This is a genomic window from Pseudohalioglobus lutimaris, assembly GCF_002866825.1.
GTDB lineage: Bacteria > Pseudomonadota > Gammaproteobacteria > Pseudomonadales > Halieaceae > Halioglobus > Halioglobus lutimaris.
Window position 1 is genome coordinate 1 of sequence record NZ_PKUS01000005.1, and the last position, 25,259, is coordinate 25,259.

The following is a 25,259-nucleotide window of genomic DNA, read 5'->3' on the forward strand; positions in this document are numbered from 1 at the left end:
TAATTGTGGGACAGCAGTGACCGCAATGTCATTTTTCGTAACGAAAATGTCGTGGAGCTGCCCGTATCAGTCTATGACACAGGTTACGACAGCTTCCCCATGTTGTGGCAGCAACTGCGAGAGCGCTGTATAGACCTGGAAAATGGTTGTGATGTCATGTCCATTCCCCACAACCCCAATCTGGCGGGAGGGTTGATGTTTCGTGATCCTGAAACCGACCAGGAGTTGGAAGACCGGCTGTTCTTCGAGCCTGTGGTGGAATTGATCCAGCACAAGGGCGCATCGGAGTGTCGATTTGACAGACTTCGAGGGCTTGGCCTGGATACCATCGACGAGTCATGTGACTTTGAGCAAATTCCGTCAGACAACCTGAACATGATGGGAACTGTTTACGGCAAGGTGCGCACTGACAAGGCACTGGAGGTGCCCCTGGAGACGTTTGCGCGCCGCAATATGGTCAGGAATACGCTCAAGGATGGTCTGCTGTTGCAGGATAGCCTGGGTAAAAATCCGTTTGTCATGGGCTTCATCGGCAGTACAGATACGCACAGTGCTACACCGGGGGCAGCCGAGGAAAATAACTACGTTGGCCACCTGGGGCGCCGGGACGCCGAGTACACTAACGTCCAGGATCACTTTTACTCTAATCCAGGCGGTTTGGCCGTCGTGTGGGCAGAAGAAAATTCCCGTGACAGTATTTTTTCCGCCATTCGTCGCAAGGAAACCTACGCTACCAGCGGAACCCGGCCGGAAGTCAGGTTCTTCGCCGGTAACTACGCTGATGACCTGTGCACTGACCCGGACATGCTGCGCAAAGCCTACAATTCTGGCGTTCCTATGGGGGGCGAACTGGAATTGTCGGCTGAAAGTGAGCCGCCGGCGTTCCTGGTCGCCGTGCGCAAAGACCAGGGAACACAGCGCTATCCGGGTACGGACCTGCAGCGCGTTCAGGTCATCAAGGGTTGGGTAGATGCGACAGGAGAAGCGCACGAGCAGGTGATCGACGTTCTGGGTGACGCTGACAACGGCGCCAGCGTAGATGCCAGCAGCTGTGCCCCGGTGGGGGAAGGGCTGAAGCATGCGTGCACGGTCTGGCGCGATCCGGATTTCGAGCGCAAGGAAAATGCTTTCTATTATGTCAGGGTGCTGGAGAACCCAACCTGCCGTTGGAGCACGCTGCAATGTCAGGCGGCGGGAGTAAATCCACTTTCCGAGTCCTGTGATACTCAAGCAGAGGCAGCGAATGCGCGAGCGCAACAGTCGGGCGCTACGGGTGATGTGTTCAGCAAGTGTTGCATGGATCCCGCTGAACAGGCTTTTTACTCGCCGATAGTACAGGAGCGCGCCTGGTCTTCTCCCATATGGACCAGGCAAGCAGATGCGGAAATATTCAGGTGAGAAGGAGCCGGCTTTATTGCCTACGATACTAGATTATCGGGTCACCATGGGGCCATCTCCACGTCTTCTGATGTCTGGCTTATTTTTGAACTCGCTGATTTACAAGGCATTTGGGGGCATGGCGAGGCGGCAAAATACATAGCTCCGCGAATTTGCGACGCATGAACGTACTCAATGTAATATGAGCTCTTACTGGAAATGGTGGCCTTTAGCGCTGAACGTTTATTGCCCAGTAACCGATGTTCTTGATAGAGGATAGTGCCATGGGTTTTCCTGATTTCTTCGAGCATGCGCCAGTGGTTCGTGTGCGCGACCCATTAGCCAAACTGTTAGGTAGCACCACAGATGGCATCATGGATTATCGTTTTGAGGATGCAGTAAGGTTGGCGGGGCATTCCTGCCCGACTGTGGCTGGTGCTTTCCTGACCGCGCGAGCCGCATTAAAGGCGCTTTATCCTGATACGCTACCCGAGCGTGGTGGTGTACTCGTGCACATGCCGTCCCCGGAAATGGAAGGCACTACAGGTGTGGTCGCGCAGGTGCTTACTCTAATTACCGGCGCTGCCGCACAAGGGGGTTTCAAGGGTATTGGTGGCCGCTTTGCGCGCAACGGACTGCTCAGTTTCGCTACCCATGGTGGTGAGCATGACGATGCTGTGCGCGTCGAGCGAGTCGACACGGGCGCTGCTGTAAAAGTGACGTTCGATTTCAACAGGATACCCGCCGATGAATCCCAGCACGAACGCATGCAGGCGGTCATCCATAACCGCGAAACTCACGAGCAGCAGGTCGAGTTTGCACGGCTCTGGCAGGAGCGTGTACGCAGGATACTATTGGAGCATGCAGATGATCCGTCGCTGATAGGTGTCGTTCATATTGACTGACACTTTTAAAAAAATATAAAGCGACGTAGAGGCCAGAAAGAACCAGAAAACCCGATCAGCGAAATGCTCGTGTGTGGGGGAACTGGCCTTTGGCGATGTATGTCTCCTCTGCGGCGGTCGATTTTCGGTTCAGAATTTTATTGCGATGAGGATGTCGGCCGAACGTGGCAATAATCTTTCGAACGTCGTGGGCTTGATTGACCAGAGATGAATAGATCGGCTGCAGAGCGATGGGAGCAGTAGCAGCTATTGCTTCACGCAAGTCAATCAACAGGTCGATACGCTGTAAATGGTCAGGACCTTCGCAGTGGCCCAATGGCAGTGCATACACAATCTGGAACCAGGGGGTCGGCAAAGCGGAATAATGACCATTCGAGAAGCCCTCATTTACCAGTGATAGCGCGTAAGGGTCCTGCGCGTAGGCGCGCGCACTATCTCGCCACACAGAGCGGGAAAACTGATCGAGGAGGATGATCAGCGCCAGTCGTCCATGCGGCGCCAGCGTCCAGTGATCAAGGGCACCCTGGGCCGCCCGCTCAGTAAGATCTGAAAACTGCGCCTCTATCTGATCATCCGCACCGCCTTGCATCCTCCACAACCAATGCACCCGGTGTATCTGTGCATCGACATCCAGCGAGTCTGCCTCGGGAAACCAGAAATCGAGAACATCGTCCCATTCCTGACGATCTTTGATGACCGACATATCGACTCTTATATCAGATTGTCGAATCATAGTATCAAGAATCAAAGTATAGGGAATACTAACGCCCGATTGAGATAAGCCCCCGCGCTGATTCTGTTAACGGGATTTGTCCCTGGCTAAATCGAGGTGCTCATTGGTTTTGTTCACTGTTAGCCACCAGGCGCCATAAATCCGGAAAATTTCACGCCGGACAGCAGCGCCAGTTCCCGATGCCAGGTGGCTAAATCCTCATGATTGAATCGGCTGAGAGAGTCATGGCCACAGGCCCGGGCCATTACCTGCATTAGCTCCACAGACGCTTCGAAGAAGTTGCGCAGTTGTGTGGCCGACTTTTCCACATTCAGCCGCTGGCGTAGATCGGCTTTCTGGGTGGCTATGCCAGCAGGGCAGTTGTTGGTGTTGCATATGCGCGCCGCCACACAGCCAATGGCCTGCATGGCGCTGTTGGATACCGCCACGCCATCGGCACCCAGCGCCATGGCTTTGACAAAATCCATCGGCGTGCGCAATCCGCCGGTAATGATCAGGGTGACCTGGCCACTCACGCCTTGCTGGTCCAGGTATCGGCGCGCCCGTGCCAGCGCTGGGATGGTGGGCACACTGATGTGATCGCGGAACATTTCCGGTGCCGCGCCGGTACCGCCGCCACGGCCGTCCAGGATGATGTAATCAGCACTGGCGTCCAGGGCAAACTGAATGTCTTGCTCGATGTGATTGGCGCTGAGTTTGAAGCCAATGGGAATGCCGCCGGTGACTTCGCGCACCCGATCGGCGAACTTTTTGAAATCCTCTGCTGTGTGCAAGTTCGCGAAGGTAGGCGGTGACACCGCTGGCTGGCCTTCGGGAATGCCGCGCACACTGGAGATTTTTCCGGTATTTTTGTTGCCCGGTAGGTGGCCGCCTGTGCCGGTTTTGGCACCCTGGCCGCCCTTGAAGTGAAACGCTTGCACGTCTTTCAGCTTTTCCTCGTCGTAGCCAAATTGCGCGCTGGCCAGCTCATAGAAATAGCGGGAGTTAGCCACTTGTTCCTCCGGCAGCATGCCGCCTTCACCGGAGCAGATGCCGGTACCGGCCAGCTCAGCGCCTTTGGCCAGGGCCAGTTTCGCCTCCTCTGACAGGGCGCCAAAACTCATATCGGAAACAAACAGGGGAATGTTAAGCCTCAGTGGCTTTCTAGCCTGCGGCCCAATCACCAGCTCGGTGGATACGGCAACGTCTTCAAGCAGGGGTTTAGTGGCCATCTGGGCGGTCATCACTTGAATGTTGTCCCAGTGGGGCAGCAAATGGCGAGGCACGCCCATAGACGTCATCGGGCCATGGTGGCCCATCTTTGACAAGCCTTCCCGGGCAAGCTGGTGGATAAACTCGACGGTGGGCTCTTCGGTGGTGGCATTGGCCACTGGAATCTTACCCGCGTTGGACTCTATGCCCGGGCCTTCTTTGCCTATGGCGTTGTCATCGAATTGCTTGTGGCTGCCATCGCAGAATGGCAAGTTGGCGGAGTGCTTGCACTGGCACAGGAAGGCATCGCCCGAGCTTTCCGCAGTAAACGGTTTGGGCTTAAACTCTGTGCCGGCGTGAGAACCGTCGCAGAAGGGCTGGTTGGCAGAACGGCCGCAGGTGCAGAAGTAGTACTCCTGGCCTTCGGTAAGGTCCACTTTTTTGGGCTTGATGTTTGCAACAATCGGTCTCATCGACTCTCTCCAGGTGTGGCAGATATGCCCTATCAGTTATGTCGTTTTGTAGAGCCATTGTATTTCAGTGGGTTAGAAGCTAATAGAGGAACAATTTGATCTTAGTGGTCAGAAATTCTGAACTATGCGTTGCCCGTACTTTTGGGCGCACCAAGAGCAGGTATCACCATGAGTACACAGACAAAAACACCAGATGAAGCCTATGACCAACAGTGCGAAAACCCGGTCGGATGCAAAAGCATCGAGCTGTTGATTGAGCCCCGCGACAGAGATTTGGGTGGTTTTTCGGTGCGGCGCCTGCTGCCCACCATTCGACGCCGAATGGTAGGGCCGTGGGTGTTCTTTGATCACCTGGGGCCGGCTGAGTTCGCCGCCGGTGATGGCATCAATGTGCTGCCGCATCCGCACATCAACCTGGCGACGGTCACTTACCTGTTCGAGGGGGAGATACTGCACCGGGATTCGCTGGGCAGTGAACAGCCTATCCGCCCGGGCGATGTGAATTTGATGGTTGCGGGTAGGGGTATTACCCATTCCGAACGAGAACGCCCAGAGGTCACCCAAAGCGCCCATCGCCTTCACGGCCTGCAGCTCTGGCTGGCCCTGCCGGAGGCCGATGAAGAAATTGATCCGGCTTTTTACCACTACCCGAGCGCCGACATTCCCCGTGTCGACGTGGACGGCGTACCGGCTCGCGTGGTCATGGGTAGCGCCTATGGTGCAAGCTCACCGGTAAAGGTGTTTGCCAGCACGCTATACGTTGAAGCGTACTTGCAGGCGGGCCAAAGCATCCGCGTGCCGGATGCTATTGAGCGCGCGGTGTACGTGGCCGAGGGTGAATTATGCGCAAGCGAAACCGTCATACCCGAACACGCCATGGCGGTATTCACCAGCGCACCGGAGATAGAGCTCACCGCAACGCGGGAATCGCGCATCGCTATCATCGGCGGGGAAAGTCCGGGGCGGCGTTATATGGAATGGAACTTTGTATCCAGCCGCCGCGAGCGCATTGAACAAGCCAAGGCGGAGTGGAAAGAGCAAACATTTCCGAAGGTAGCTGGAGACGAAGATGACTTTATCCCGATGCCAGAGTGAGCGAGGGTGGAGGGGAGGTACAGCTATTGCCTGTTTTGCGATAGCTGCCCCTTTACTCCTCATTCGGCGCCGCTCCGAAATCTGCCCAGCACGGGCTGAGAAGCCTGGTATCGCGTAGACCTAACCAGGGGGTACTTACAAAAAATTCAATACCACTCCATCAGATGTAAAACCAGGATATCGAGCCCTAGCAAAAGCAAGGCAAACATCCCGTTCCAATTTAGAAAATTGAAACTGTTGATATTGTAGCGTCCCTGAATTGCAAGGCTAAGCCCGCTCAAAGGCGAAACGCACACTCCGATTGACCAGGTCATCAGGAATGTCATGGCCAGAAGGTTCATGTCAGGCGATGCAGGCAGGATCAGTCCACTTGCCGTGACGATGCTGATAACAGGGTGAATTCCCAGGATGCTAAGCAGAGTCATGACAAGGAGTAACAGGCTTGCCTCGGACGCACCAAAACTATCGGGTACCAAATCGAATCCCGTTGCCCTGATCACACTCGAGATACCCGCGGCGAAGACCCCTGCGGATAGAAATAGCATAAGCTCTCCTCTCAGTCCTGGTAAATCGTAGGTGACAAAGTCGACGATTCTGGCACGGGAAGACTGCTCTTTTCGCATTGTCATTACCAGGAGAGTAAGGGAGACAGAGAGCAGCGAAATCAGCGTCAGAATTGGGAGACTTGGAAAGTTATGATGGGTCAGCAATACAGCGATGGCGAGTAAACCCGGAATCCAGAGCGACCCGAAATGCAGTGGATAGCCCTCGTAGTTATCAACATCAAACTGACGTGTGAGCTGCCAGCCACTCCAGGCGAGCGCGATCATGGCAATGGGCAATCCAACAGGGGAGATCACTGACAGTTCAGCACCAGGCGCGTTTGTCAGGGCGACCCCCATGGCCGCGAAGAACGGTGACCAATTGGCGGCCATGGCAAACCCCCTGGAGAGGACGGTGGCTTGAGCCGGCGACAGAGGGCTGTGTCTGGACTGGCGGTCACCCACGATCATGATGGCCGAAAGATTGATAACTGCGCCGAAAAGGTGCACCCCGAGTAGAGTTCGCCACATTGCCCGCTTACCGGTCGGAAGAATATCAACTTTGTTGGTGGCGGTAAGTGTGATGAGTTTCAGAAAGCTGACCGCGGCCAGCATACTCAACAACGCCTGGTTGGCGGCGACGGCTTTAAGGTAATCTGCCTCCCCCTGCGTGTAAGCACCATAGAGCAATCCGAGACTACCGAGAACCAGCATGATGACAGCCTGAATCCGGGGAATACCTCTAACATCGCTTACTAATAGCAAACCGGCAGACCAGCCGAACAAGCCTGCGATCCAGGCCGGGAATGTTGGACTGATACCATGGAGGATCGACGTCAGGATCATGCAACACAGCAGGATGCCGGCGAATTGGGTGTGCGCAATTTTCAATCCAGCTTCTACCTCGACCGCCATTGAGTCGCTGAAGGAGATGTACCGCTTGTCTGCGGTCTACCAGTCCCCGGCAATCTCCATCAGTACCGCCGACACCAGGCGAGGCACGCTGGGGAACACCCCCTGCGGGCCGCCTTAAGCCCTTCGTGGCCGTCACTGGCAATCAGTTCAACCCCGCACAAGCCCCTATCCTTCGGCGAGGTCAGGAAGACGCGTAAATGCACCTCCGCTTCGGGCAGGGACGCGGAGCAACCCGGAATCTCCCGCGGGGATTGGCATCATCGCGAGGTTTCACGTTATCAACATTTCGATGAGCAATCTATATGTAGTGGTCCAGACTTGGCATTTACGACAGACTAAGATAGCAATGGATAGATAACCCCGAGCCAACCTGGAAGCAGGGCACCTCCCTCGGTCATTGCCATTTACGGATCGAATCACGGGCCAGGTTGACCATCGTGACACCGGCCTATTGCTGCTTGAGGATCGAAATGATTTGTTCTTCTGAGTAGCGATTACGCTTCATATTGGAAGCTCCATGTACCGGGGGGAGTCCATAGACCCCTGCGACGTAACCGCTAATCGTTCTTACGCCAGCTACTGTATTTACTGTGCACGCCGCGACTCAGTGCCGTTGAGTAATCCTCAAGCAAATCCACACCAAACAGAATCAGCACGACCAGCACTGCCAGTTTGATGGCCACCAGCGCCCCTACTACTGCAAGGCACACGCCCACAGCAGCAAGCGCCCAGATGGTGGCGGCAGACGTCACCCCTACCACCATACCCTCCCTCGCAAGCATCACTCCAGCACCAAGGAAGCCAATGCCGGTGACCACCTGTCCTATAATTCTGGACGGATCGGTCACCTCTGCGGCAACGCTAATGGAAGCGGCAATAAATATATATGTGCCCAGAACAATGAGTGATGATGTCCTGATGCCCACGGGTTTGCCGCGAAGCTGGCGCTCCAGACCAACGATGGTGCCGCACAATGCAGCAGCGCCCACCGAGCCCCAACTGAATGGTTCGATTGACAACAGGGTTTCGAAAGTCATGCTTAATCTCTGCAATATCAGGAAGGCGATCGTAAAGTATAAGAAGTATTAATGAGTTGTCGACAGGAATTGGTCGTCCAGAAAATGCTTGCGGGACCTGAAAACGTGGGTGCACGTTCGCGCGGTGGTTGCGGTTAGTAGCCGCGCTGATGGCGATTTCACGCAAATATAATTAACATGTTCCTTTAGTAGCAGAAAATAAATGATAGAAGGTCCGGATTGATCAAGAAGTTCGCGCTGGTGATGGTTGGCACAGCGATAATTATCAGCATCTTATTCGCGGTAATCCTCCTCGATAATCCGGCGCGCCCGGTTGCCGGTCAGCCTCTACTGGCGGTCAATCAAGGCGTTGATGTCCGTTACTACATTAGCGGCCCTGACAATGCAGAAGTCGTCGTACTGCTAGCAAGCTACGCCCGCTCGGGGTCTGATTTCAATGAGTTAGTCGACAGCGTCAATGGGGCTGGATATCGAGCGTTAATACTGCAAGCACGTGGGATCGATGGAACAGGCCTTCCTGAATATGACCTAACGCTGTTTGATTACGCTGATGATTTGGCTGCAGTGTTGAATCAAGAGAAGTTACGAACTCCTGTCACCTTGGTGGGTCACGCCTTTGGTAACCGTATAGCGAGGGCTTTTGCCAGCCGTTATCCAGCGAGGGTCCGTTCCCTGATATTACTGGCAGCAGGTGACGGCGGCCCTCCAGTCGATGTAAGGAACGACATTTTCAAGATCCTTGTCCGTTGCTTGCCAGATTCAATTCGGAGCGGGGCTTTGCATCGTGCGTTTTTCGCTCCCGATAATAACGCACCGAACTATTGGATGAGCGGATGGTACCCCCGGGCAGGGCTGGCTCAGGGCAGGGCCACTGCCAGTACTCCATTGGCCCAATGGTCAAGCGGCGGGACGGCTCCGATGCTGGTAGTTCAGCCTGCTCAAGATGCTGCCGCCCCCCACGGTGCCGAGAAATTGAAACAGCTCTATCCAGATCGAGTAAAGATAGTAAGCCTGGAGAGTGCTGGTCATGCCATCCTGCCTGAACAACCAGAAGAGATAGCGCGTATTGTGCTAGGCCACCTGGATAGCCGAAGGTCGGAACGCTAATCTTGTCTCGAACGAGGTGAAAGCGGAAATCTCCTCGCCCGGAATCGGCGTGGCCCCCGGAACGTCCCCTTTCGAAATAGTGACAGCCCCTGATTCTGGAGATGGTCACAGTTTGTTTGACCTCGATTGGATATGCTTTCGCCACATGGGCGTTGGTAGAGAACCGTTTTTATTTACAGCGTAGTGACCATTCAGACGGATCGAGGACAGGTAGTATGTTTTAGCGGCCCTTATGGGCTTCTGAGGCACCCGGGTTATGCTGGGAACATTCTTGCACCAGTCGCAGTAGGTCGGGTTCTCGGCGCCCGGCAGCTTGCCGGTTTCGGCAACGGCGTATTAGCAGTCCGTCGGCTTCACGCAGCTTGTGAATGACCTCCTCGGCGTTGTATCGTTTCTTTGGCAGGATTCACATCCCCTCATTTGCTTGTTTTAGTCTTTCAGGTCTGGCCCGGGAAATCAGTGCCAGATCAACTGAGTTCGCCGGTGCGGTGTTTTACCCAGTATCTGATGCTGTGAGCTACACTAACGGTGACTGCGTGGTGGTCGATGGCGGGCTGACTTTGTAGACGGAGTTGGCAGGAACACCAGACAATTTAACGGAACGATAAAGGAAATATCATGGATTTTTCATATACCCCGAAAACCCAGGAAATGCTCGCCCGCGTACAGAAGTTTATGGACGATCACATCGTCCCCCGCATCGGGCAGTACAACGAGGAAGTACACGCTGGCAATTACCCAGTCTCTTTTATGGCAGACCTGCGAGAACTGGCCAGGTCCGAAGGTCTGTGGAACATGTTTCTCCCACATCTAAAAGATGACGAACCCGGCACCCGCCTCACCAACCTGGAGTACGCTCCGCTGGCTGAGCTTACGGGTCGGGTCAGTTGGGCGCCGGAAGTATTTAACTGTAACGCACCCGATACCGGCAATATGGAATTGCTGCACATGTTTGCCAGCGAGTCCCAGCGCGAACAATGGCTCAAACCGCTATTGAACGGTGATTTCCACTCGGCCTTTGCGATGACTGAACCGGATGTAGCCTCCTCCGACGCTACCAACATCACGACCCTGATGCAGCGCGAAGGTGACGACTATGTAATCAACGGGCGAAAATGGTTTATTTCCAACGCGGCACGGCCCGACTGCAGTATTTTCATCGTGATGGGGAAAACCGACCCGAACAATGAAAATGTGCACAAACAGCAGAGCATGATCCTGGTGCCAAGAAACACCCCGGGGCTGGAGATTATACGCAACCCCACGGTGCTCAATCATCATTCCCCCGAGGGCCATTGTGAAATTGTGTTCCGCAATGTGCGCGTTCCCGCCAGCAATCTGCTAGGCGAGGAAGGCAGCGGTTTTGCCCTGGCACAGGCGCGTCTGGGCCCGGGGCGTATCCACCACTGTATGCGTTCTATTGGCTCTGCCCAGCTTGCCCTGGAGCTTATGGTTGAGCGTGCTCAGGAGCGTAAGACGTTCGGCAAGTACCTGCACCAGCACGGCAGCATCGGAGAAGGAATCGCAAAATCCCGTATCGAAATTGAAACCGCTCGTTTGCTGGTGCTGAAAGCCGCCTGGATGATGGACAATGTAGGTGCCAAGGAGGCACGCCGGGAAATCGCCATGATCAAGGCTCTGGTTCCCACCATGCACACCACCGTTGCGGACCGTGCCATGCAGGTATTTGGCGCAATGGGGCTTACACCGGACACGCCGCTGGCAGACATCTACACCTGGGGTCGCTGCTTGCGTCTCGCCGACGGTCCCGACGAGGTACACCTGCAGGCGATTGCCCGCATGGAGATCAAGGAAAGCCAGACGAAACTGGGGGCTACATCCGTCTACCTCACGCCCCCTGCACGAAACTGAGTTCCCGGAACCGGCGGCGCTTTCGCAGAAATGTGTCGAGCTCCAAAAGCTTATCCAGATTGGAGAAAGGCTCTAGTGAGCCAACGAGGACCGGGTCTGACGAGGAGGGAGAAAATGTTTCGACAATTTTTCGGCCCCGTGGCCGTAAGCGTTTCGCTGGCACTTTTTACGCCGCAGGCTAAGACTGAAGATTTGTGGTCGCTTTATGAGCCCGCCTGTAATGCTAACGGTATCGATCCGGACCCGTGCATCTGCATACTTGATGAGGTCGTAGAAGCGCATGGCGAACAGGCAGCGCGCTACGTCGGCCTGGACATGAGTATGCGCTATGATGAAGCCGGTGCCATTCTCGAGGTTATTGGCGAAGACAGGGCTTTTGCCGCAAGCTCGATGTTTGATGTCGCCCGGAATAAAGACTGTACCGCCGGACGCATTGCGCGGTTGCAAGGGACCTATAGCAATTCCGGGTCGAACCGTGCGTCCGGTTCGGCGTCCGCGTCAGGCGCTGCAGCTGTTAGCACAGGTTCAGGCAGTGAATTTAAAACCGTCGAAGTGATGACCGCGGGCGTGCCTGTTTTCGACTTGAGAGCACACGGTGACAACGTGATTTGCGATGTCAGTGTGCAGTTTGGAAAGGACGTTAAACCCGCGGGAGACACTGGCAATATAAGAAACTACGTCGGTTTCTACCGAATTGTAGATGCCAACGGTGGTATTGATGAGAATGGTGACGGAATTGCGGATGTCAGGCCCGGCGACACGGACTATGCCACCCAGGTACAGATTCGCGCGGAAAAAACCAGGCTCTATGTATCCAAACACGCCGGACAGGAGCAATACCTTGGCGAGATCCAGTTGGCGGGCGGCGCCCTGTATGCACCGTATCTTCGTTTTGAAGGCGCTGGTGCTAGAACGAGCGGTGTGCTGAGCGGGTTGTCTTTCACTACAGAGGACAGACAAAAGACAGAAGCCTTTTTACGCCATGGGATGAACAGTCCGCAAAATCTCTATTTCGTCTTCGAGGCGGCCAATGTTGGCGGCGCTAACCATTTTGTATCCCTTGGCGACGATCAGCTCGGTTTTGAACAATCGCCTGGGGCTGGTGTGTCGCCCAGGGACTATGACGATGCCATCTTCGATTTCACATTTGGTTTCTGAGAACCATGAGAATGGGCCACGCTTATTACCAGGGTCATTTTACCTGCATCCGCAGCGAGGAATCGGCAGTCTGGCCGGGCTTTACCGCAGACTCTGGTGACTACCTCAACAGGATATGGATAAAGCGCACGCCAGCTGATCTTACTGCCGCCGTTGCGCTGCCCAATGCAGATTCCCCTGTTCCCGTTTACCTGACTATTCTGGAGTAGCCATGAGGCGTTCAATGTTGGCACGATTCACCTGCTTTATCATGGCTGTGGCCGTTTCTGGCGCGGCGGCGGAATCCCTTTCAATCAGCGCACCGGTCGATACCGTTGTGGGCTCCGGGGTGACGGTGTCGTTTAAGGAAGAGACTAACCCGCGGAACTTCGTGACAATTGTTCCGGCTGGCTCCCAGGAGGGAATCTACAAGGCATATCGCTATGCCCGTGGCAAATCGGTCGCACTCGTTGCCCCGGTGACACCCGGTGAGTATGAGATTCGGCTGCTACAGGCAGAACGGCCCTTTGCCACATTGTGGCGTCAACCGCTGTCAGTCGCTGATGCTGTAGCCACTGTTGGCGCCCCCGAGCAGGTGGATGGTGGAGCGGAGTTCGAAGTAGCCTGGACTGGCCCCGACAACGCACAGGACTTCATCACCATTGTGCCCGCAGGGACGCCGGAAGGTAAATACGAGCGAGGCTATCGCTATACCCGTAGCGGATCACCACTGGAGATACGCGCCCCGGAGTCTGCCGGCTCCTACGAAATCCGCTACCTGATGGGCGCGGCACCCCATCGCACGCTGGGGCGCAGGGCGCTGACTGTGGCGGGCGTTTCGGCCTCCCTCAACGTTCCGGCAACAGTCCACGCTGGGGCGCACTTTACCGTCAGTTGGGAAGGGCCCAACAATCACCAGGACTTTCTGACCATCGTTCCCCGGGGTACCACCGAGAAGGAGTTCGGAGACTACGCGTATACCAAAGCTGGCAATCCCGCCTCGCTGCCTGCTCCCGACGACCACGGAGATTACGAAATCCGCTACCTGACCGGACAAAACTATACCGTGTTGGCACGGGCTCCGGTCCAGGTGTTGCCAGTTACTGCCAGCGTTTCCGCAGCAGCTACGGTGGAAACGCGCAGTGTGGTCACAGTGAGCTGGGAGGGGCCGGATAATCCCCAGGACTATGTCATCATTCTGCCTGTAGGTGCGGACAACAATAGCAGCGGCCATTTCGCCTACACCAGCCGGGGTCCGCAGTTGCGTATCCAGACTCCGGATGAACCGGGAGACTACGAAATCCGTTACCTGACCGGTCGCAAACACAGGACTCTGGCCACCCGGCCGCTCGAGGTTATACCCCGTCCAATACCGGGGCGGCTGGAAGTGGTGAGCACAGATACCCGCTCGGGAATAGCGGCTGATGCCGCCGTGATCGTGGTGCTCGACGCATCCGGGAGTATGCTGCAGCGCATAGGCGACAGGCGTCGCATCGATATTGCCCGGGAAGCCGTGATGCAATTGGTGGAAACAGACCTGGCGCCGGAGGTGCAGTTCTCCCTCCGGGTATTTGGCCACAAAGAAAAAGACTCATGTCGCACGGACCTGGAAATTCCCCTGGGCCCTCTGAACCGGTCCAGTGCGACCGCGACAATTGCCTCCATCAATGCGATGAATCTCGCCAAAACACCTATCGCAGCCACCCTGGCTGCGGCCGGTGGTGACCTGAGGACCGTGTCGGGGCCAAAACTGTTGATATTACTTACCGATGGGGAGGAAACCTGCGGGGGAGACCCGGAGGCAGTTATCAGGTCACTGGCAGCTGAAGGTACGGACCTGCGTGTAAATATCGTGGGCTTTGCCATTGACGAGTTGATGCTCAGGGAGAGCTTCCAGGCCTGGGCCCGCCTGGGCAACGGACAGTATTTCGATGCGCGTGGCGCCGCGGACCTTGCCACGGGGCTTTCGCAGGCACTCGAAGTACCCTTCCAGGTACTCGATGAGAGTCGGAAGATCATTGGCAGCGGTATCGTAAACGGACCACCCATAGAGTTGGCTGCCGGCAACTATACTGTAGTGACCACGATCTCAGCTTCCCCCAACAGCGTCAGGATCAAGGGTGACGAATTGAGCGTAGTCACGCTGCAACCGCCAGAATGAAGAGCGCTCCCGGCCAAAAACTGCGCAACGACCGTTGTGCCGGTAGCGGTGTGATTGCCCCTATATTGTCCCGTGATATCTCTTCGAAGCGAGGGGTGTTCAGCGCCTGCGTGAGAGTATGTTGCGCCCGCAGCCCTCGAATCACTGGATCAAGCAGTTCAACTTCAGTAGTGCAGCGTTTTGTTTTGGTTTGTTTATAGGGACCGTTCACCGCGGCCCGATAAACTATGACAGTCCCGGTTATCAGGCCTATATCTTCCCGCCCATGTCCGGGTAGTTTGCGCAAGGCCACTTGTCTTTCTGGCGCCACAGGAATAAGATAGTAATTGATTACTATCTTATTGGTTATTTATGGCATCTCGTTCCAGGAACCTTCCGGCCGATGAAAGGCGGGCGGTAACCGTGAAAGCAGTCGTTGATCTGGCTGCTTCCCAGAATCCCAGTGGGATTACGACCGCGGCGATCGCAAAGCAGATGAACGTGACACAGGGATCGTTGTTTCGACATTTTCCCAACAAAGAGGCTATCTGGGTCTCGGTCATGGAGTGGGTCGCGGAATGCCTGATAGCACGAATTGATCGATCTATACAGGGTATTGAGTCACCGCTAGCCGCCATGGAGGCCATGTTCAGGTGTCATATCGAGTTCGTATCCGAGCATCCTGGCGTTCCCCGAATGATGTTTGGCGAACTGCAGCGCGCGGAATCGACGCCTGCCAAACGCATGGTACAGACCATGATTCAGCGCTATGGAGTGCGTTTACAGGCGCTGATCGAGAAGGGCAAGGCACAAGGTGAGCTTGACCAGGCGCTGGATACGGAGGCCGCAGCCACGCTCTTTATCGGCACCATTCAGGGACTGGTAATGCAATCGCTGCTGGCAGGCGACGTGACCAGCATCAGCCGCGACGCGCCAGGGGTGTTCGCCATTTATCGACGAGGTATCGGTAGTGCCCAGTGAAATACCCGCAACCTGCTTCACGTGGTGACCTACTAAGAAGCGGGCGGCGAAAGGGGGCCAGAGAGAAACGCACGACCACCGTCAGCAATAAGTGCCTTTGTTCTGGATGAAACAGGAGAGACAAGCATGGCAACAGGTAAACACCGAGGTCTCTGGTCATGGGCGATGTCCCTGGTTGCCATCGCTTTCGGCCTGCTCACGATCAAGGAGGGTGGAGCCGTATTGTTCGGCGACGCTGTGGCCCGTATCAGTGCCGGGGACTATGTCCCGTTCGTGCTGTGGTTCAACTTCATAGCAGGCTTTGCTTATGTCGTTGCCGGTATCGGATTGTGGCTGCAACGGCGCTGGGGCGTCTGGCTGGCGGTCGCCATTGCTGCGGCAACGTTGCTCACCTTCGCCGTCTTTGGCGTACACACATTTTCCGGCGGTGCGTATGAACAGCGCACGGTGGTGGCCATGAGCCTGCGCTCGCTGGTGTGGATAGCGATCTCGTTTATTGCCTGGCGTGTAACGGGAGTCAGTAGCTCTGCGAGAGAAGCGCCATGAAAATAACCTTTCCCCGCGCTACGGTGCGGGCCAGCCGCGCCCGACCATATGCCGTAGTTGCTGGCTCGTCGCCCACTATTGCCGGGTTGCTGCCGCCAGCAAGGAGGGCCTATGTCCCGTAAACGATTTATTCCTATCGTATTGATTGCCATCCTGGCTCTGTTGGGTTTCGGTGCATGGACAGTGCTGTTCAAATCCGCCGGTGGACCGCCCGAAGGATTTGCCCTTGGCAATGGCCGGATCGAGGCAGACCTGGTGGATATTTCACCCCGCCTGGCCGGGCGGGTGGCCGAAATCAGGGTGCGCGAGGGCGATCGGGTAGAGCTCGGTGATGTGCTGGCAGTCATGGATACGGCTGAGCTGGAATCCCAGCTTAATCGCGCAGCGGCTGCAGTGGCCAGCGCGGAAGCGGCGGTGGGCGTGGCGGCGGCACAGGTGGTCGAAGCAGAGGCGAGGTTGGCGCTGGCGCGCAGTGAGCAGGCCCGCGCCGAAACACTGGGCAAGCGAGACATGCTTTCGCGCCAGGACCTCGATATACGACGCACCGAGACGCAGGTAGCAGAGGCTGCAGTGGCTGCCGCCAGGGCAAACCTGCGTGCCCGACAGCGCGGTGTAGATGCTGAGGCTGCAGCGCACGCCGAGGTTACGACTCGTATCGCCGACAGCACACTTTATGCGCAAAGCGCGGGGCGGGTACTCTACCGCCTGGCGCAGCCGGGAGAGATTCTGGGCAGTGGCGGCAAGCTGCTGACGCTGGTGAGTCTTGAGGAGGTCTACATGGAGTTCTTCCTGTCAGCTGCCGACGCTCCGCGGGTGAGGATAGGAGATGAAGCACGCATCGTCCCCGATATCATGCCCGCCAACGCCATGCCCGCATCAGTGACCTTCGTGTCACCGCAGGCGCAGTTCACGCCCAAGCAGGTTGAAACCCGAACCGAGCGCGAGAGCCTGATGTTCCGCATCCGCGTGAAAATTCCCGCGGAACTGGTCGCGCAGCGCATGGATCAGGTCAAGACCGGCGTGCGCGGGGTCGCCTGGGTTCGCCTGGTGAGCGACGATGGCAGCCTGCCGGAGTGGCCCCAGGGGTTGATCCCACCCTTGGTCGATTCGCCCAATGACCCCTCAAGGCAGTAGGCATGCCGCAGCCTGCAGATGTCGCCCGGCTTGAACGCGTCAGTCACCACTATGGGAAGGTCACCGCGCTGTATGATCTGACACTGGCGGTACCGGCCGGACAGATGGTGGGTTTGATCGGTCCCGACGGCGTGGGAAAATCGACACTGATGGGTTTGATTGCCGGTGCCAAGCGCCTACAGCGGGGTCAGGTGATTACCCTTGACGGCGACATGGCCGATGCCGGGCACCGCGCCGCCACGGGCGGCCGTATTGCTTACATGCCCCAGGGACTAGGCCGCAATCTCTATCACGATCTCAGCCTGCGCGAGAACCTTGAATTCTTTGGCAAGTTGTTCGGTCTTGACCGCACCGAGCGGGCCGCACGCATTGAGCGATTGACGCGCGCCACCGGTCTGTACCCCTTCCTGGATCGACTGGCGGGTAAATTGTCCGGTGGAATGAAGCAGAAACTGGGCCTGTGTTCGGCGCTGATCCACGACCCGGACTTTCTCTTACTGGACGAACCCACCACCGGCGTGGACCCGCTATCACGGCGCCAGTTCTGGGACCTGATTGATGCCATTCGCGCCGATCGGCCGCAAATGAGCGTGCTGGTGTCCACGGCCTATATGGAGGAGGCTGCGCGTTTCGATCATCTTGTGGCGATGAACGCAGGCAGTGTGCTGGCCGAGGCCAGTCCGCGGGCGCTGATGAGTGAGACCGACACTGAATCGGTAGGGGAGGCCTTTGTCGCGCTACTGCAGTCGTCGGTGCCGGCCGCTAAGCCTGCGGCTACGGATTACGCGCTCTCCGCTGCTTCGTTCGATGCGAGCGCTGAATCAGCGATACGCGCCCGCGCACTGACCCGACGCTTTGGTGATTTCACCGCGGTGGATGCTGTCAGCTTCGACATCGCACGAGGCGAGATTTTTGGCTTCCTCGGCTCCAATGGCTGCGGCAAGACCACGACCATGAAAATACTCACCGGATTACTGCCCGCCTCGGAGGGTGAGGCCTGGATTTTCGGCAAGCCGGTGGATGCTCAGGACCTGCAGTCTCGTCGCCGCGTTGGTTTCATGTCACAGGCTTTTTCACTCTACGGCGAACTGAGCGTACGTGAAAACCTGTCGCTGCACGCACGACTCTTTCACCTCAGACGGGCACAGACAGAGCAACGGCTGGCTGAACTGGTACCCCACTTCGGCCTTGAACTCTACCTGGATCAGCGTGCTGATACGCTGCCCCTGGGCCTGCGCCAGCGTTTGTCACTCGCGGTGGCGGTTATTCACCAGCCGGAGATCCTGATCCTCGACGAGCCGACATCAGGTGTCGATCCGCAAGCGCGTGACGATTTCTGGCGGCTACTGTTGGACCTTTCCCGCAAGGATGGCGTGACGATCTTCATCTCGACTCATTTTATGGACGAGGCGCTGCGTTGTGATCGCATATCGCTGATGCATGCCGGCCGGGTCCTGGTTACCGATACGCCGGCGGCAATTATTCGTTCGCGCGATACCGGGACGCTGGAAGATGCCTTCGTCGCTTATATTTCAGCAGAAATTCCACCCGAACCTACCATGAGTGAGGGGCTGGCTAGCGCACATGCCGACACCAGTGTGGCACCTGATGCATCCGGCTTCAGTCTGCGTCGCCTGCTGGCCTTTACTACACGCGAGGCCATGCAGGTCCGCCGCGATCCGGTGCGGCTGGCCTTTGCATTTCTGGGTAGCGCCTTACTGCTGCTGATAATGTCTTTTGGCATTTCCCAGGAGGTGCGGAATATCCCCTTCGCCGTTCTGGACCAGGACGTCAGTCCCGAGAGTCGCGCCTATCTCTCAACGTTCGAGGATTCGCCGTGGTTTCAGGAACGCCCACCACTACTGGATATCGATCAACTGGAGCGCCGCCTGGCCAGCGGTGAACTGGCGCTGGCGTTGCAGATTCCGCCCGGTTTCGGCGTTGAACTGCGGCGCGGCGGCGTAGCTGAAGTAGCGGCGATGATAGACGGGGCTGATACCGGGCGTGCTGGCACGATCGAAAGCTATGTCTTGAGCGCACACTCCCACGTGTTGGGTGAAAGCGTCGGCGCAGTGCCTGCGCTCGATATGCTGGCGCAGTCGCCGGTAGCCGGTCCCGCGACGTCCGTGGTGTTGGAGCCGCGCTTTCGCTACAACTCGACGATGGCCAGCCTGCCCGCCGTCGGTCCCTCTATTCCGCCGCTGCTACTGCTGCTGATTCCGGCGATCCTGATGGCTGTCAGCGTGGCCCGTGAGAAAGAGATAGGAACGATCACCAACTTTTACGTCACCCCCACCGGACGGGCTGAGTTCTTAATCGGCAAGCAACTGGTCTACATAGGCATAACGCTACTGAATTTTGCCATTCTGACGGTGCTGGTGGTCCTGGTGTTGGGCGTACCGCTGCGCGGTGACCCGCTGTTGCTGGTATTAGCGTCGTTGTTCTATGCGGTTGCGGCCACCGGCTTTGGGTTGTTGGTGTCGATGATGACAGCGACCCAGGTCACGGCTGTGTTCGCCACGACCATTCTGTCGGTGATGCCTACGCTACAGTTTTCCGGCATGATGGAACCGGTTTCCTCACTCCAGGGTCCGGCGCGATTAATGGGGACCTTCTGGCCCACAACCTGGTATATGACGGTCAGCGTCGGCAGCTTCACCAAGGGATTGGGTCTGGCGGACTTGAGCGGTGCATTGATTCGGCTGGCGGCTTTCGGCCCTATTTTTACCGGATTGGCTATTCTCGCTCTGCGCAGGCAGGAGCGGTGATCATGCGGCGCCTGGCCAATATATTCTGGCTTTTCGGCAAGGAACTGAAAAGCGTACTCGGCGACCCGGTCATGGTCATCCTGATTATTTGGTCCTTCGTGGTTGCCGTAATACTGGAGGCCAGTGGTGCAGGAGATACCGTGCGCAACGCCGCCATCGCTGTCGTGGACGAGGACCAGTCTTCACTTAGCAGACAGATATCCTCAGCTCTGGTGCCGCCCTGGTTTCAGCAGCCGGTTGCCATGTATCCCGAGCAGGCCGGCGCAGCCATGGACCGGGGCCAGATCATGTTCATACTGTCCTTTCCGCCTGATTTTGAGGCCGATGTGATTGCCGGCAACACGCCCTCTGCACAGCTTCAGGTTGATGCTACCGCAGTGTCGCAAGCGCAGCTCGGTACCGACTATGTCAGCAATATTGTGCAGTCGGAAACACGTATGTTCCTCTCGGGTAGCCCCGATGCGCCCACTCCGCCTCTGCGGTTGGAGTTGCGCCGCGCCTTCAACCCCAACGGTAATCCGGTCTGGTTCAAAGCCGTATCGTCATTACTCAACCAACTTTCGCTGTTGACCATTGCGTTGACAGGCGCGGCGATGTTGCGCGAACGGGAGCATGGCACCATCGAGCACCTCATGGTGATGCCGCTGACTCCGGTGGAAGTCGCCTTGTCCAAGGTATTGGCGACGATGGCCGTGGTGTTGTTGGCGTTTGTCGGCTCGCTTCTACTCGTCGTGCAAGGCGTACTGCAGATACCGGTGGCGGGGTCTGTACCACTGCTGGTCACGGGTGCAACGGTCTATCTGTGGGCGGCCGCCGCGATTGGCATGTTTCTGGGCACTGTCGCGCGCAGTATGGCTCAGTTTGCACTGCTGGTGATTATGGTGATTATTCCGATAATCATGCTCTCGGGTGGTATGGGTGCGGTGGAGAGTCAACCCGAACTCGTCCGGCGGCTGACGCAGGTACTGCCATCCCGCCATTTTCTGGCCTTCGCCAAAGCGGTGGCATTTCGCGGCGCAGGTATTGAACTGGTCTGGCTCGAACTCGTACTGATGGCAGCGCTGGGGGCTGGGTTCTTTACGGCCAGCCTTGCACTCTTTCGCCGCTCGATGAGCCTGGGTAGCTGAGATGTGGATCAGATTACTGCGCCTTATCGTCGGCTGTAGCGAACAGCGCGTCGCGGCTAATGCCACAGGGAAGCGATTATCGTGCTTGAAATGATACGTTGGGTGGGTTTTTTCACCACACTGTTATGTCCCTTTTCTCTGTCTGGCATAGAGCTCCATGATAAGCCTCCTCGAGAGCTGAGCAGCGAGGAATTCATGGTGGCCAATGCACTGTGGACCTTGCTCCACGAAACCGCTCACGCGGTGATTGAAGAGATGGATATAGTTTTTCTTGGGTCTGAAGAGGATGCTGCCGACCAGCTGGCGACGATAGCATTGCTTCGTGGCGATCCAGACTTCGACCTACCGGGCGGTGTGACGGCTGTTGAATCGGTGATTGCAGCCGCTACTGCCTGGCGCATCGAGTGGGAGCTGGAAAAACGTGAAGGAACCGAGGCCAGCTATTGGGATAGTCACTCCCTGAGCATTCAGCGTTTTTACAATATGATGTGTCTACTGTACGGCAGTGACCCTGAAAAATATGATGAAATGGAAGGGCATCTCGGTTTGCCTTATGAACGTGCCTATGGATGTGTGGACTACGAGAGCGCGCGAGCGCGGCGCGCCGTAGAACGAATCATCCAGGCCTATGGCCCTCAGCACGGTGGTGACGCAAATCAAGGAAAGGTGTTGGTCAACTACGAAAAAACGTTCACGAGTGAGCAACATGCGATTGTAGCGGTCATCCGGAAAGCGGGCATTGCTGAACGTATCGCCGGGCGTGCTGAAAGGATGCTGGCTTTGCCCAACGATATTACCATCGTCTTCGCGCAATGCGCCGGCGATGAAACGGCCTTCTGGCGTCAGGATAGTAAGGAGATCGTGATGTGCTATGAACTACTCGCTCGATTTCTTTATCTTTACCAGGCCAAACAGTGCCTCGAGAACAGTAATATGACGGATAAGGATCTGGATCTCTGCCTGGCGAGGTGGCAATACTGAATCAGCACACTGACGGGTCCGTTGTGGCGTCACTATGAACCATGCTTGAGCAACATCCTTTCGATTTTCCCGATAGCTTCTCTTGGCCTGAGTTTCTTGGGGCAGAAGGAAACGCAATTCAGAATGCTCTTGCAACGAAACACGCTATAACGGTCCTCCAGTTCTTCAAGTCGCTCTGCCGTGGCGGTGTCGCGTGAGTCGATCAAGAAACGATAGGCGTTCAATAAGCCGGCTGGCCCAACGTATTTATCAGGATTCCACCACCATGAGGGGCAGGAAGTCGAGCAACACGCACACAAAATACACTCGTAGAGCCCATCCAGCCTGGCGCGATCTTCGGGAGACTGCAGTCGTTCGATGGGAGGTGCCGGTTGATCGTTGATAAGGTAGGGCTTGATACGTTCGTACTGGGTCCAGAACAGGGACATATCGACCACCAGGTCGCGGATGACTGGCAGCCCGGGAAGAGGCCTGAGTACGATATCTGCTCCGTTTCTATTGGCATGAATACGCTGCCCCGAGGGAAGGGTTCCGCCAGCTAACACATCAGAAACACGGGTAATGCAGGCCAGTCCATTCATGCCGTTGATATTCATACCGTCTGAACCACAAACTCCCTCCCGGCAGCTGCGTCTGTAGGTGAGTGTCGGATCTGTTTCTTTCAGTCGTTCGAGTAGATCCAGCACCATCATGTCCTGTCCGGGCTGCAGCTCGAAGAAGTAATCCTTCATCCATGGTTCACCGTCCTGATCCGGGATGTACCGGTAGATGCTGATCTTCATAGACTTGGCTCCACTTCAGGGTTGCACCGTCCTCAGGAATGCAGGGCGTCAGCAAAGTCGCGTTTATCCGCGGCGGTGAGAGGGCGCAACGCTGTCAACTTGCTTTTGGCGCTTCTTGATATTTTCCGCAACCTGCTTCCCAACGACCTCCATCCAGTTCAGATGTTGTCGCCAGATATGGTCTTTCACATGATCGGGTTTCTTGAGTTTTGAAACATCCATGATACTTATTGACCCTCTTTTCCAGGTAGTGTTCGAAGCAAGACCAACAGAAAATTGACGCTCCACATCAAGCCGGAAGCAAATAGCAGGCTCTGGCGATATGCGGGCAAAGCGTCCACCAGGCACCGGGCAGATGTGGCAAGAAAAAGTAGAATGACAACGACATAGTAGGCCGCTGGTGGCGGCGGACGAGTCCTGCAGGAAAATTTCAGCATGACAGTGGAGGACAAGGTGCCTAAGGCGCCGATCGTAATGATATGTAGGCTGGTGAAGGGGGAAAGGCGTTCAACTAGAGAAAGACTAAATACCAGCAGCCCCAAACCAAGCCATAGGTAGCCTACGCCCAGGGCCATCAGGTCCGCGTCTTGCCATCCGGGGCCTACAATTTTCCAGCGATACAGCCTGACCAACACAAGGACGCCAGCGAGCCCGGCAAGTAGCGCCACCCAGGCTGTTCCAAACGGGAAAATACTGAATGCGCTGGCGAATAGTAACAGCACTATCACAGCGCCTTCCAACCGTGGTTGTACGCGCTGGGGCAGGGTGCCTCCAGTGTTTGCATAGGCCCGTGCCAGAATCGGGGTGATAAGGCGGCCGCCCATGAAAAACATCAGCAGCGCGATCAGTAATAACAGGGTATATAGCGGTACGGGCGGCTGATAGCCCGTCGCACCGTATACCCCAAGGATGAGGGGAAAACAGGTAACTAGCGCAATGAGTGGGCCGACGACGCGGTTGCGCCATTTTTTTGCGGCGCTAAAGCGTGGCACGACAATACTGGCAAGAGAGAGTCCAAAAGCGATATAAAGTGTGTAGGTAATCAGTGGGGATCCTGAGAACACCTCCGCCCATCGCCCGGCCAGCCAAAGCCCGAACAGTACCACAAGTTGTCGAAGCGGTAGTTTCCCGCCCAGGTAACCGGCGATCAATGCGCCGATATACCCAATAAGCAGGCCACGTGCATGGGTGGAGACATCGACAAGGGGCTCAGTAATACCGGCCAGGGAGACCAACAGTAGCCAGGGAGCGATGGCGGCGAATACCGCGGCGGCCGGGAAGAAAAGCTGGTGTGCCGATATAACCGATAGCGATCGACTACCGGGAAGACCGACCCTGTCTGTTTTTACACTCATGCGGCCTGTACACCCAGCCGCTTCAACAGGGTCGGACTGGTAGTTGTGTACTCCAGACGCACCCGGTGCCCGGGACGCGCGCGTTCGCTGATGGCGAAGGCAGCCAGGGCTGCTTCATGAAAGCCTGAAAGAATCAGCTTTTGCTTTCCGGGATAGTGGTTACAGTCGCCAATTGCGTAGATCCCGTCCGTGGAAGTCTCAAAGGTGTCGGTGCGCACCTTGACCTGGAAGCGCTCCATCTCCAGGCCCCAATCAAGCAGTGAGAGTATGTCCGGCGACATGCCGAAAAAGGCCAGCACATGGTCTACCGCTACCCGGCGCACTATGCCATCCGCGCCCTGAACTCTGATGCCATCCAGGTCGCCTGATTCACTCTGTTCGTACCCCGTTAGCTGGCCCTGAATCATCTGCGCCTTACCCTGGTCGACCAGTGCGGTGTACTGACGGACAGTATCCTGTGCCGCTCGAAAGCGGCCGGACCGGTGTATCAGTATCAGTTCTTCAACAGACGGCTGCAGTGCCATCGCCCAATCCAGGGCCGCATCGCCGCCGCCCAGAATGGCAACTTTCCGGTGGTGGTGTCGGGTGGGGTCCCCCACCTGGTAAAAGACTGAGTGGCCCTCGAACTGCTCGATTCCGGGCACTTTTATATGGACAGGCGTCATCGCGCCACCACCGGATGCAATCACGATAAATCGCACAGCGTAGACTACGCCATCACGTGTGGTCAGCTCGAAACCTTCCCCACTATTGCGGCGGGCGATGGCTATGACTTCCTCACCCAATGCCAGCTGCGGATGGAAAGGGGCAATTTGTTCCTCCAGATTGACGATGAGCTGTGATGCGCTGACATGGGGTAAACCGGGAATATCGTAAATGGGTTTGTTCGGGTAGAGTTCACGGCACTGGCCGCCGGTCGTGGGCTGTGCGTCGAACACAATAGCGCTCAGCCCGTGCAATCCAAGCTCGAATACCTGGAAAAGGCCACAGGGGCCAGCGCCGATAATGCCGACATCTGCAGTAAAAACAGAGAGCGGGTCTTTCATTCTGTAATCCTCCTG

Annotated in this window: 21 protein-coding genes and 1 pseudogene; 14 read left to right on the forward strand and 8 right to left on the reverse strand. The window is 56.5% G+C overall.

The features are described 5' to 3' along the window. Positions 1–3: 3 nt before the first annotated feature. Positions 4–1,398 (forward strand): DUF3604 domain-containing protein, encoded by a 1,395-nt coding sequence (locus tag C0039_RS05940; RefSeq protein ID WP_101517558.1) that lies wholly within the window; start codon positions 4–6, stop codon positions 1,396–1,398. A 263-nt stretch (positions 1,399–1,661) separates the two neighbouring features. Continuing rightward, positions 1,662–2,282 (forward strand): 3-hydroxybutyrate dehydrogenase, encoded by a 621-nt coding sequence (locus C0039_RS05945; protein WP_101517559.1) that lies wholly within the window; start codon positions 1,662–1,664, stop codon positions 2,280–2,282. A gap of 55 nt (positions 2,283–2,337) precedes the next feature. Here C0039_RS05945 and C0039_RS05950 read toward each other — a convergent pair whose 3' ends face one another. Together C0039_RS05950 and C0039_RS05955 are read right to left on the reverse strand one after the other, a co-directional pair. After that, entirely contained in the window at positions 2,338–2,985 is a 648-nt protein-coding gene (locus C0039_RS05950; protein ID WP_101517560.1) for a DUF924 family protein, read from the reverse strand. A 149-nt stretch (positions 2,986–3,134) separates the two neighbouring features. Further along, positions 3,135–4,679 (reverse strand): glutamate synthase-related protein, encoded by a 1,545-nt coding sequence (locus tag C0039_RS05955; protein ID WP_101517561.1) that lies wholly within the window; start codon positions 4,677–4,679, stop codon positions 3,135–3,137. Between the two features lie 168 nt (positions 4,680–4,847). On the opposite strand from C0039_RS05955, the gene C0039_RS05960 reads away from it, so the two are divergent. Next, positions 4,848–5,774 carry a pirin family protein gene (locus C0039_RS05960; protein WP_101517562.1) on the forward strand — a complete coding sequence of 309 codons (927 nt, stop codon included), beginning with the start codon at positions 4,848–4,850 and terminating at the stop codon, positions 5,772–5,774. Positions 5,775–5,920: 146 nt separating this feature from the next. Here the strand turns inward: C0039_RS05960 and C0039_RS05965 are convergent, their stop codons facing one another. The 3 genes and pseudogenes from C0039_RS05965 to C0039_RS05970 form a co-directional block, all read right to left on the reverse strand. Next, positions 5,921–7,231: a hypothetical protein gene (locus C0039_RS05965; RefSeq protein WP_101517563.1), complete on the reverse strand. Its 1,311-nt coding sequence runs from the start codon at positions 7,229–7,231 to the stop codon at positions 5,921–5,923. 81 nt (positions 7,232–7,312) lie between these two features. Next, a pseudogene (locus C0039_RS21315) lies at positions 7,313–7,476 on the reverse strand (transposase); the annotation flags it as partial. A 312-nt stretch (positions 7,477–7,788) separates the two neighbouring features. Then, positions 7,789–8,268 carry an MgtC/SapB family protein gene (locus tag C0039_RS05970; protein WP_076001863.1) on the reverse strand — a complete coding sequence of 160 codons (480 nt, stop codon included), beginning with the start codon at positions 8,266–8,268 and terminating at the stop codon, positions 7,789–7,791. 219 nt (positions 8,269–8,487) lie between these two features. Here C0039_RS05970 and C0039_RS05975 point away from each other — a divergent pair, with 219 nt between their 5' ends. From C0039_RS05975 to C0039_RS06035, 11 genes are all read left to right on the forward strand, one after another. Continuing rightward, on the forward strand, positions 8,488–9,375 hold the full coding sequence (locus tag C0039_RS05975) for an alpha/beta fold hydrolase (protein ID WP_101517564.1): 888 nt from the start codon (positions 8,488–8,490) through the stop codon (positions 9,373–9,375). A 618-nt stretch (positions 9,376–9,993) separates the two neighbouring features. Beyond that, positions 9,994–11,247, forward strand: coding sequence for an acyl-CoA dehydrogenase family protein (locus C0039_RS05990; RefSeq protein ID WP_101517565.1), 1,254 nt, complete (start codon positions 9,994–9,996; stop codon positions 11,245–11,247). Between the two features lie 75 nt (positions 11,248–11,322). Next, the gene (locus C0039_RS05995; protein WP_133125948.1) at positions 11,323–12,405 is read left to right on the forward strand and encodes a hypothetical protein; all 1,083 of its coding nucleotides are present in this window, start codon (positions 11,323–11,325) and stop codon (positions 12,403–12,405) included. Between the two features lie 5 nt (positions 12,406–12,410). Further along, the gene (locus C0039_RS06000; RefSeq protein ID WP_133125949.1) at positions 12,411–12,614 is read left to right on the forward strand and encodes a hypothetical protein; all 204 of its coding nucleotides are present in this window, start codon (positions 12,411–12,413) and stop codon (positions 12,612–12,614) included. Positions 12,615–12,616: 2 nt separating this feature from the next. After that, positions 12,617–14,545: a vWA domain-containing protein gene (locus tag C0039_RS06005; protein ID WP_076001858.1), complete on the forward strand. Its 1,929-nt coding sequence runs from the start codon at positions 12,617–12,619 to the stop codon at positions 14,543–14,545. 402 nt (positions 14,546–14,947) lie between these two features. Further along, positions 14,948–15,505: a TetR/AcrR family transcriptional regulator gene (locus C0039_RS06010; protein ID WP_243391563.1), complete on the forward strand. Its 558-nt coding sequence runs from the start codon at positions 14,948–14,950 to the stop codon at positions 15,503–15,505. A 126-nt stretch (positions 15,506–15,631) separates the two neighbouring features. Next, the gene (locus tag C0039_RS06015; RefSeq protein WP_076001856.1) at positions 15,632–16,051 is read left to right on the forward strand and encodes a hypothetical protein; all 420 of its coding nucleotides are present in this window, start codon (positions 15,632–15,634) and stop codon (positions 16,049–16,051) included. A 111-nt stretch (positions 16,052–16,162) separates the two neighbouring features. After that, positions 16,163–17,185 carry an HlyD family secretion protein gene (locus C0039_RS06020; protein WP_101517567.1) on the forward strand — a complete coding sequence of 341 codons (1,023 nt, stop codon included), beginning with the start codon at positions 16,163–16,165 and terminating at the stop codon, positions 17,183–17,185. A gap of 2 nt (positions 17,186–17,187) precedes the next feature. Further along, positions 17,188–19,953: a ribosome-associated ATPase/putative transporter RbbA gene (gene rbbA, locus C0039_RS06025; RefSeq protein ID WP_101517568.1), complete on the forward strand. Its 2,766-nt coding sequence runs from the start codon at positions 17,188–17,190 to the stop codon at positions 19,951–19,953. 2 nt (positions 19,954–19,955) lie between these two features. Beyond that, the gene (locus tag C0039_RS06030) at positions 19,956–21,080 is read left to right on the forward strand and encodes an ABC transporter permease (protein WP_101517569.1); all 1,125 of its coding nucleotides are present in this window, start codon (positions 19,956–19,958) and stop codon (positions 21,078–21,080) included. Positions 21,081–21,170: 90 nt separating this feature from the next. After that, positions 21,171–22,061 carry a DUF4344 domain-containing metallopeptidase gene (locus C0039_RS06035; protein ID WP_101517570.1) on the forward strand — a complete coding sequence of 297 codons (891 nt, stop codon included), beginning with the start codon at positions 21,171–21,173 and terminating at the stop codon, positions 22,059–22,061. 32 nt (positions 22,062–22,093) lie between these two features. Here the strand turns inward: C0039_RS06035 and C0039_RS06040 are convergent, their stop codons facing one another. From C0039_RS06040 to C0039_RS06050, 3 genes are all read right to left on the reverse strand, one after another. Beyond that, positions 22,094–22,843 carry a succinate dehydrogenase iron-sulfur subunit gene (locus C0039_RS06040; RefSeq protein WP_101517571.1) on the reverse strand — a complete coding sequence of 250 codons (750 nt, stop codon included), beginning with the start codon at positions 22,841–22,843 and terminating at the stop codon, positions 22,094–22,096. Between the two features lie 227 nt (positions 22,844–23,070). Further along, positions 23,071–24,198, reverse strand: coding sequence for an NnrS family protein (locus C0039_RS06045; RefSeq protein ID WP_101517572.1), 1,128 nt, complete (start codon positions 24,196–24,198; stop codon positions 23,071–23,073). Continuing rightward, positions 24,195–25,244, reverse strand: coding sequence for an NAD(P)/FAD-dependent oxidoreductase (locus C0039_RS06050; protein WP_101517573.1), 1,050 nt, complete (start codon positions 25,242–25,244; stop codon positions 24,195–24,197). Before C0039_RS06050 ends, C0039_RS06045 begins: the two co-directional genes overlap by 4 nt. Positions 25,245–25,259 lie beyond the last annotated feature (15 nt).

What these genes read in the sequence shown, in the direction of transcription:
- C0039_RS06000 (WP_133125949.1), top strand. Translation starts at nt 12,411, where the DNA reads ATGAGAATGGGCCACGCTTATTACCAGGGTCATTTTACCTGCATCCGC.
- C0039_RS05950 (WP_101517560.1), bottom strand. Translation starts at nt 2,985, where the DNA reads ATGTCGGTCATCAAAGATCGTCAGGAATGGGACGATGTTCTCGATTTC.
- C0039_RS06005 (WP_076001858.1), top strand. Translation starts at nt 12,617, where the DNA reads ATGAGGCGTTCAATGTTGGCACGATTCACCTGCTTTATCATGGCTGTG.
- C0039_RS06035 (WP_101517570.1), top strand. Translation starts at nt 21,171, where the DNA reads ATGATACGTTGGGTGGGTTTTTTCACCACACTGTTATGTCCCTTTTCT.
- C0039_RS05960 (WP_101517562.1), top strand. Translation starts at nt 4,848, where the DNA reads ATGAGTACACAGACAAAAACACCAGATGAAGCCTATGACCAACAGTGC.
- C0039_RS06050 (WP_101517573.1), bottom strand. Translation starts at nt 25,244, where the DNA reads ATGAAAGACCCGCTCTCTGTTTTTACTGCAGATGTCGGCATTATCGGC.
- rbbA (WP_101517568.1), top strand. Translation starts at nt 17,188, where the DNA reads ATGCCGCAGCCTGCAGATGTCGCCCGGCTTGAACGCGTCAGTCACCAC.
- C0039_RS05970 (WP_076001863.1), bottom strand. Translation starts at nt 8,268, where the DNA reads ATGACTTTCGAAACCCTGTTGTCAATCGAACCATTCAGTTGGGGCTCG.
- C0039_RS05945 (WP_101517559.1), top strand. Translation starts at nt 1,662, where the DNA reads ATGGGTTTTCCTGATTTCTTCGAGCATGCGCCAGTGGTTCGTGTGCGC.
- C0039_RS05965 (WP_101517563.1), bottom strand. Translation starts at nt 7,231, where the DNA reads ATGGCGGTCGAGGTAGAAGCTGGATTGAAAATTGCGCACACCCAATTC.
- C0039_RS06045 (WP_101517572.1), bottom strand. Translation starts at nt 24,198, where the DNA reads ATGAGTGTAAAAACAGACAGGGTCGGTCTTCCCGGTAGTCGATCGCTA.
- C0039_RS05990 (WP_101517565.1), top strand. Translation starts at nt 9,994, where the DNA reads ATGGATTTTTCATATACCCCGAAAACCCAGGAAATGCTCGCCCGCGTA.
- C0039_RS06030 (WP_101517569.1), top strand. Translation starts at nt 19,956, where the DNA reads ATGCGGCGCCTGGCCAATATATTCTGGCTTTTCGGCAAGGAACTGAAA.
- C0039_RS05955 (WP_101517561.1), bottom strand. Translation starts at nt 4,679, where the DNA reads ATGAGACCGATTGTTGCAAACATCAAGCCCAAAAAAGTGGACCTTACC.
- C0039_RS06015 (WP_076001856.1), top strand. Translation starts at nt 15,632, where the DNA reads ATGGCAACAGGTAAACACCGAGGTCTCTGGTCATGGGCGATGTCCCTG.
- C0039_RS06020 (WP_101517567.1), top strand. Translation starts at nt 16,163, where the DNA reads ATGTCCCGTAAACGATTTATTCCTATCGTATTGATTGCCATCCTGGCT.
- C0039_RS06040 (WP_101517571.1), bottom strand. Translation starts at nt 22,843, where the DNA reads ATGAAGATCAGCATCTACCGGTACATCCCGGATCAGGACGGTGAACCA.